Source organism: uncultured Massilia sp., assembly GCF_913773735.1.
Lineage (GTDB): Bacteria > Pseudomonadota > Gammaproteobacteria > Burkholderiales > Burkholderiaceae_D > Telluria.
Map to the genome: position 1 here is coordinate 208,059 of NZ_CAJYEB010000022.1, position 7,016 is coordinate 215,074.

Annotated in this window: 6 protein-coding genes; 5 read left to right on the top strand and 1 reads right to left on the bottom strand. The window is 68.5% G+C overall.

The window, feature by feature from the left end; all coding sequences use genetic code 11:
* The first annotated feature begins 46 nt into the window (after positions 1-46).
* From QZ749_RS09660 to moaD, 4 genes are all read left to right on the top strand, one after another.
* Complete coding sequence (locus tag QZ749_RS09660) at positions 47-1,444, top strand: L-serine ammonia-lyase (RefSeq protein WP_296945899.1); 1,398 nt, start codon at positions 47-49, stop codon at positions 1,442-1,444.
* Between the two features lie 144 nt (positions 1,445-1,588).
* Positions 1,589-3,070 carry a threonine synthase gene (thrC, locus tag QZ749_RS09665; protein ID WP_296945901.1) on the top strand — a complete coding sequence of 494 codons (1,482 nt, stop codon included), beginning with the start codon at positions 1,589-1,591 and terminating at the stop codon, positions 3,068-3,070.
* A gap of 29 nt (positions 3,071-3,099) precedes the next feature.
* Positions 3,100-4,329, top strand: coding sequence for a gephyrin-like molybdotransferase Glp (gene glp, locus QZ749_RS09670; RefSeq protein ID WP_373896810.1), 1,230 nt, complete (start codon positions 3,100-3,102; stop codon positions 4,327-4,329).
* 26 nt (positions 4,330-4,355) lie between these two features.
* Positions 4,356-4,613: a molybdopterin converting factor subunit 1 gene (moaD, locus tag QZ749_RS09675; protein WP_296945905.1), complete on the top strand. Its 258-nt coding sequence runs from the start codon at positions 4,356-4,358 to the stop codon at positions 4,611-4,613.
* A gap of 151 nt (positions 4,614-4,764) precedes the next feature.
* On the opposite strand, the gene dctP is transcribed toward moaD, so the two are convergent.
* Positions 4,765-5,784, bottom strand: a complete 1,020-nt coding sequence (gene dctP, locus QZ749_RS09680) for a TRAP transporter substrate-binding protein DctP (protein ID WP_296945908.1) — start codon at positions 5,782-5,784, stop codon at positions 4,765-4,767.
* A gap of 370 nt (positions 5,785-6,154) precedes the next feature.
* Here dctP and QZ749_RS09685 point away from each other — a divergent pair.
* A partial coding sequence (locus QZ749_RS09685; protein ID WP_296945909.1) for an IS1595 family transposase occupies positions 6,155-7,016 on the top strand: 862 nt, incomplete at its 3' end.

Sequence of the window (7,016 nt, forward strand, 5' to 3'; positions counted from 1 at the left end):
GGGAACGGCGTTTTGACACCAATAAAAGCATCACGGGAGACAGCGCATGGACATGAGCGTATTTGACCTTTTCAAGATCGGCATCGGCCCTTCGAGTTCGCACACCGTCGGCCCGATGGTCGCCGCGCGCCGCTTCCTCAACGACTACCGCCAGGAAGCCGGTTCGCTCGACGCCGTGAGCGCCGTCGAAGCCCACCTGTACGGTTCGCTGGCGCTGACCGGCGTCGGCCACGCCACCGACAAGGCCGTCATCCTGGGCCTGATGGGCGAGACCCCGCAGGGCGTCGATCCGGACGGCGTCGAGGACAAGCTGGCCGAGGCCGAGCTGGACGGCCAGCTGGCGCTGCTGGGCGAAAAGACCGTGCCGTTCGCGCAGCGCACGCACCTGGTCTGGCACAAGCAGTCGACGCTGCCCGAGCACCCCAACGGCATGCGCTTCGTGCTGCACCTGGCGGACGGCAGCCTGGTCGAACGCATCTATTACTCGGTCGGCGGCGGCTTCATCACCGCGGCCGGCGAGACCCAGGCGCCGAAGGACACCGCCGGCGGCGCCAGTGTGCCGTTCCCGTTCGACACGATGGGCGAGCTGCTGGAACAGGGCCGCCGCCATGGCCTGACGATTCCCGCCATGTTGCGCGCCAACGAGTGCGCGCGCATGACGAACGAGGAACTGGACGCCGGCCTGGACCGCATCTGGAACGTGATGCGCGACTGCATCGCCCACGGCCTGGTCACCGAGGGGCAGCTGCCCGGCGGGCTGAACGTCAAGCGCCGCGCAGCCAAGCTGTGGCGCCAGGAACAGCAGACCAAGCACCTGGCCAACCACCTGCCGCACGACGCCGTCAACCAGGTCAGCCTGTACGCGATGGCCGTCAACGAGGAAAACGCGGCGGGCGGGCGCGTGGTGACGGCGCCGACCAACGGCGCGGCCGGCATCATCCCCGCCGTGCTGCGCTACTACGCAGAGGATTGCCGCCCGAGCGATCCGCAGCGCGGCATCCGCGACTTCCTGCTGACGTCCGCCGCGATCGGCATGCTGTGCAAGAAGAACGCCTCGATTTCCGGCGCCGAGATCGGCTGCCAGGGCGAGGTCGGCGTCGCCTGCGCGATGGCGGCGGCGGGCCTGGTGGCGGCGCTGGGCGGCAGCAACGGCCAGATCGAGAACGCGGCCGAGATCGGCATCGAGCACCACCTCGGCATGACCTGCGACCCGATCGGCGGCCTGGTGCAGATCCCCTGCATCGAGCGCAACGGCATGGGCGCGATCAAGGCGATCACCGCGGCCTCGCTGGCGCTCAAGGGCGACGGCACCCACTTCGTCAGCCTGGACGACGTGATCGAGACGATGCGCCAGACCGGGGCCGACATGCAGGCCAAGTACAAGGAGACGTCGCTGGGCGGGCTGGCCATCCACGTGGTCACGGTGAACCACGCGGCGTGCTGACCCCGGTGTGGAACGGAGCCGTAGGGTGCGCACCCCGTGCGCACCGCCCCCGCGAACAGAACAAAATTCGGTATAAAAGACAACTTTCCGTCGGCCGGACTATAATGATTCTCCCACGCCAGCCAACCCGATCTTTTCTACCGTATGCACTATGTGTCCACCCGCGCGACGAGCGCGTCCGCAGCACGTAATCCCCAAGCCTTTTCCGATATCCTGCTGGGCGGCCTGGCGCCGGACGGCGGCCTGTACCTGCCCCAGGACTACCCGCAGGTGACGGGCGCCGAGCTCGACGCCTGGCGCGCGCTGTCGTATGCCGACCTCGCCTTCGAGATCCTGCGCAAGTTCGCGACCGATATTCCGGAACAGGACCTGAAGGCCCTCACCGCGAAGACCTACACCCCCGAGGTCTACCGCAACGCGCGCGCCGACGAGAGCGCCGCCGCGATCACGCCGCTGCGCACGCTCGAGCGCGGCGACAAGGGCACGCTGATCCTGCAGGGCCTGTCGAACGGCCCGACGCTGGCGTTCAAGGACATGGCGATGCAATTGCTGGGCAACCTGTTCGAATACGCGCTGGCGAAGAACGGCGACGAGCTGAACATCTTCGGCGCCACCTCGGGCGACACCGGCAGCGCCGCCGAATACGCGATGCGCGGCAAGCGCGGCATCCGCGTGTTCATGCTGTCTCCGCACCAGAAGATGAGCGCCTTCCAGACCGCCCAGATGTTCAGCCTGCAGGACCCGAACATCTACAACATCGCCGTCGAAGGCGTGTTCGACGATTGCCAGGACATGGTCAAGGCCGTCTCGAACGACCTCGAATTCAAGGCGCGCCACAAGATCGGCACCGTCAACTCGATCAACTGGGCGCGCGTGGTGGCCCAGGTGGTCTATTACTTCCGCGGCTACCTGGCGGCGACGACGTCGAACGCGCAGAAGGTCTCGTTCACGGTCCCCTCGGGGAACTTCGGCAACATCTGCGCCGGCCACATCGCGCGCATGATGGGCCTGCCGATCGACAAGCTGGTCGTGGCCACCAACGAGAACAACGTGCTCGACGAATTCTTCCGCACCGGCGTCTACCGGGTGCGCAAGAGCAGCGAGACCTACCACACCAGCAGCCCGTCGATGGACATCTCGAAGGCCTCGAACTTCGAGCGCTTCGTGTACGAGCTGGTCGGCCGCGACGCCGACCGCACCCATGCGCTGTTCCGCAAGGTCGACACGCACGGCGGCTTCGACCTGTCCGGCGCGCCGGGCAGCGACGGCGACGAGTTCCGCCGGGTCGCCGACTACGGTTTCCAGTCCGGCTGCTCGACCCATGCCGACCGCCTGGCGACGATCCGCAGCGTGTTCGACGACTACGGCATCACCGTCGACACCCACACGGCCGACGGCATCAAGGTCGCGCGCGAGCACCTCGATCCGGCCGTGCCGATGATCGTGCTGGAGACCGCGCTGGCCGCCAAGTTCAACGAGACGATCCTGGAAGCGCTGGGCACGGACGCCGCCCGTCCGGCCGGTTTCGAGGACATCGAGACGCTGCCGCAGCGCTTCGTCGTCATGCACCCGAACGTGGCGCAGATGAAGGAATTCATCGCCGCGCACACGGGGCTGGGCCAATGAGCGGCGCGACGCCCGGCGCACGCAAGCCGATGCTGACGGTGGGCGAGGCGCTCGACCGGCTGCTGGGCGCCGCCCGCCCGGTGGACGGCATCGAGGACGTCGACACGCTCGAGGCCAACGGCCGCGTGCTGGCCGTCGACCAGGTCGCGCCGATGAACGTGCCGGCCGCCGACAATACCCAGATGGACGGCTATGCGGTGCGCGCCGCCGACTGCGTCGGCGGCGCGGCGACGCTGCCGGTCGCGCAGCGCATCCCGGCCGGCACGGTCGGCGCGCCGCTGCAGCCGGGAACCGCGGCGCGCATCTTCACCGGCGCGCTGATCCCGGCCGGGGCGGACGCCGTCGTGATGCAGGAGCAGTGCGAGTCCGATGGGGAGCGGGTCACGGTGCGCCACGCGCCGCGCGCCGGCGAATGGATCCGCCGCGCGGGCGAGGACGTGCGCGCCGGCGCCGTGGTGCTGCCCGCCGGCACGCGCCTGCGCGCCCAGGAGCTGGGCCTGGCCGCCTCGATCGGCCTGGCGCGCCTGCCGGTGCGCCGGCGCCTGCGCGTGGCCGTGTTCTTCACCGGCGACGAGCTGGCGATGCCGGGCGAGCCCCTGAAGCCCGGGGCGATCTACAACTCGAACCGCTTCACGCTGCGCGGGATGCTGGAAAACCTCGGCTGCGCGTTCACCGACTTCGGCATCGTGCCCGACTCGCTGCAGGCCACGCGCGACACCCTGCGCACGGCGGCGCGCGAGCACGACCTGATCATCACCTCGGGCGGCGTGTCGGTCGGCGAGGAAGACCACGTCAAGCCGGCCGTGGAGGCGGAAGGGCGCCTGGACATGTGGCAGATCGCCGTCAAGCCGGGCAAGCCGCTGGCGTTCGGCGCGGTGCGCAAGGACGGTGGCGAGGGCGTGGATGGGCAGGACGGCGCCTTCTTCGTGGGCCTGCCGGGCAATCCGGTATCGAGCTTCATCACCTTCCTGCTGTTCGTGCGCCCGTTCATCCTGCGCCTGCAGGGCGTGACGGGCGCCGTCGCGCCGCGCGCGCTCCCGCTGCGCGCCGACTTCGACTGGCCGAAGGCCGACCGCCGCAACGAGTTCCTGCGCGTGCGCATCAACGACGAGGGCGGGCTGGACCTGTTCGCCAACCAGGGTTCGGGCGTGCTGACGTCGACCGTGTGGGCCGACGGCCTGGTGGACAATCCGCCCGGCCAGGCCATCGCGCGCGGCGACACGGTGCGCTTCATCCCGTTCGCGGCGCTGCTGCATTGACCCGACTGACTTTGGAAATCACCACGATGAACATCAAGCTGCGTTTCTTCGCCAGCGTGCGCGAAGCGCTGGGCACCTCGGGCGAGGCGGTGGCCTTGCCGCCGGGCGTGACGACCGTCGGCGCGGTGCGCGACTTCCTGGTCGCGCGCGGCGGCGCCTGGGCCGCGGCCCTGCACCACGAGCGCGCGCTGCGCATGGCCTTCAACCAGGTCATGTGCGCGCCCGAGACGCCGATCGCCGAAGGGGGTGAGGTGGCGTTCTTTCCGCCGGTGACGGGCGGATGAGGACCTGGTAACGGGTGAAGTTCAAGCAGGATCGCCGGCCGCAAGACCGTCGCCCCGGCGCAGGCCGGGGCCCCATTCATGAGCGTTGTCGAGGTGCGTGCAAATTCGGCCCCGGCCTGCACCGGGGCGACGTGCTGGCGCAAGCCAGGCGTCAGGCGACCGTCTTTTCCGCCAGCGCCAGCAGCTTCGCGCAATTGGCGTTGCGGTCCGCGTAGTCCTTCCAGGCCGTGTTGCGCGCCAGTTCCTGCCACTTGCGCAGCGAGGTGTCGGTGAGGTCCACCGTGCGCCCGCCGGCGCCCTGGAACAGCATCGCCACCGACGCGTCGTCCATCATTGCCGACTTGCGCGCGAAGCCTTCCATCTCGGCGCCGACGGCCATCAGGATGGCCTGCTGGTCGGCGCCCAGCCGGTCGAAGGCGGCCTTCGAGATCAGCAGCGGCTCCAGCATGAACCAGTAGGCGCCGCCGCGCGCGGTGGTCACCGACTTGCTGACTTCGTCGAGGCGGAACGAGATGAGCGAGGACGACGAGGTCATCGCCGCGTCCAGCTGGCCGCGTTCGAGCGCACCGCGGATTTCGTTGGACGGCATCGAGGCGACGCTGGCGCCGGCTTCGCGCAGGATGAGGTCCATCTCGTGCGAGCCGCCGCGCACCTTCAGGCCGGCCGCGTCCTCGGGGTCGACGATCGGCTTGTCGCGCGAAGCCATGCCGCCGGCCTGCCAGATCCAGCTGAGGATCACGATGCCCTTGTCGGCCAGCATGCGGCTGAATTCCTTGCCGATCTCGGCATGCTTCCAGGCGTAGCCCTGTTCGTAGGACGTCACCAGCCCCGGCATCAGGCCGATGTTCACTTCCGGCAGCTCGGCGCCGGCATAGGACAGCGGCACCAGCGACATGTCCAGCTTGCCCCGGGCCAGGGCCGGGATCTGGGCATCGCTTTTCACCAGCGTGCCGCGCGGGTAGATCGAGAACTTGACCTTGCCCTTGGTGCGGCGCTCCGTCTCGGCGGCGAACATGCGGCACAGCCGGTCGCGGAAATCGCCTTCGGCGACGCTGCCGCCGGGGAACTGGTGGGAGATCTTGAGGTTCGTGGGTTGTGCCCACGCCGTTTGCAGCCAGAGCGGACTGGTCGCGATCGCGCCCAGTAATGTCCTACGGGTCATTACCGACATATTCATCCTCCAAGATGATCAGATCGACGTCTTTTTCACGGATCGTGCAGCCGGGCGGCGTGCAGCGTCCGTATTGTTGTGCGTATAAGAATAGACTCGGCAGTCGGCAAGTCAAGAAAAAACATTGAATTTATGCCAAAGCTTTTGCGGGGTGCCGTGCGGCGCCGCAGCGCAAGTATGGCGGGCGGCGACGGGCCGGATCTTGCGCTGGCTCTGGCGTTGCGTGGAACCCGGGCTTGGTGCGGCGCGTCGTGGGCGGCGCAAGAAGGTGTTGCGTAAATGTAAAACGCGCTGTTCGCGTTAATTACGCGAACTATCCGCTGCGCTGGCAGTCTCACCCATTGTCGAGGTAACTCATGGGGAGGCAGCAATGCAGGCTCTGGCGTTCGACGACGTGCTTGCCGCACTCGAAGCGTTGCCGCTGTGTATTCAGGATCTCGCACGCCTGCGCAGTTTGCTCGCCTCCATCGCGGATCCCGGCGAATGCATCGCCCTCATCGAACAGGCCGCCGGCCGGCCACCCTGTCCCCGTTGCCGTGCCACGCGCGTCCACCGCTGCGGCAGCGCCAGCGGCTTGCAGCGCTATCGTTGCTGCCGCTGCGGGCGCAGCTACAACGCCTTGAGCGGCACGCCGCTGGCGCGCCTGCGCCTCAAGGAAAAATGGCTGGCGTACCTGCAGTGCGTCCTGGAATCGCGTACCATGCGCGATGCCGCGGCGGTCACCGGCGTGCACCGCACCACCAGTTTTCGCTGGCGCCACCGCTTCATTCCGGGCGCCATGCACGAACGCGCCTCGACGCTGTCGGCCATCGTCGAGGCGGACGAGACCTACCTGCTCGAATCGCAGAAGGGATCGCGCACGCTGGACCGCCCACCGCGCCAGCGTGGCGGCGTCGCCAGGCGCCGCGGCGTCAACCGCGACCATGCGTGCCTGCTGGTAGCGCGCGATCGCAGCGGACAAACGCTCGATTTCCATACCGGCCGCGGACCGGTGACGGCGGCGCAGCTGGAGCGCTGCCTGCGGCCCGTGATGGCGCCGGATGTGCTGCTGGTCAGCGATGCGGCGCGTGCCTACAGGACCTTTGCCGCCAGGGCGGGCATCACCCACGAGGCGGTCAACCTGCGGGCGGGCATCCGCACGCGCGGCGCGATCCACCTGCAGAACGTGAACGGCTGGCACAGCCGTTTCAAGACCTGGCTGCTGCGCTTTCGCGGCGTGGCCAGCCGTTACC

What these genes read in the sequence shown, in the direction of transcription:
- glp (WP_373896810.1), top strand. Translation starts at nt 3,100, where the DNA reads ATGCTGACGGTGGGCGAGGCGCTCGACCGGCTGCTGGGCGCCGCCCGC.
- dctP (WP_296945908.1), bottom strand. Translation starts at nt 5,784, where the DNA reads ATGTCGGTAATGACCCGTAGGACATTACTGGGCGCGATCGCGACCAGT.
- QZ749_RS09660 (WP_296945899.1), top strand. Translation starts at nt 47, where the DNA reads ATGGACATGAGCGTATTTGACCTTTTCAAGATCGGCATCGGCCCTTCG.
- moaD (WP_296945905.1), top strand. Translation starts at nt 4,356, where the DNA reads ATGAACATCAAGCTGCGTTTCTTCGCCAGCGTGCGCGAAGCGCTGGGC.
- thrC (WP_296945901.1), top strand. Translation starts at nt 1,589, where the DNA reads ATGCACTATGTGTCCACCCGCGCGACGAGCGCGTCCGCAGCACGTAAT.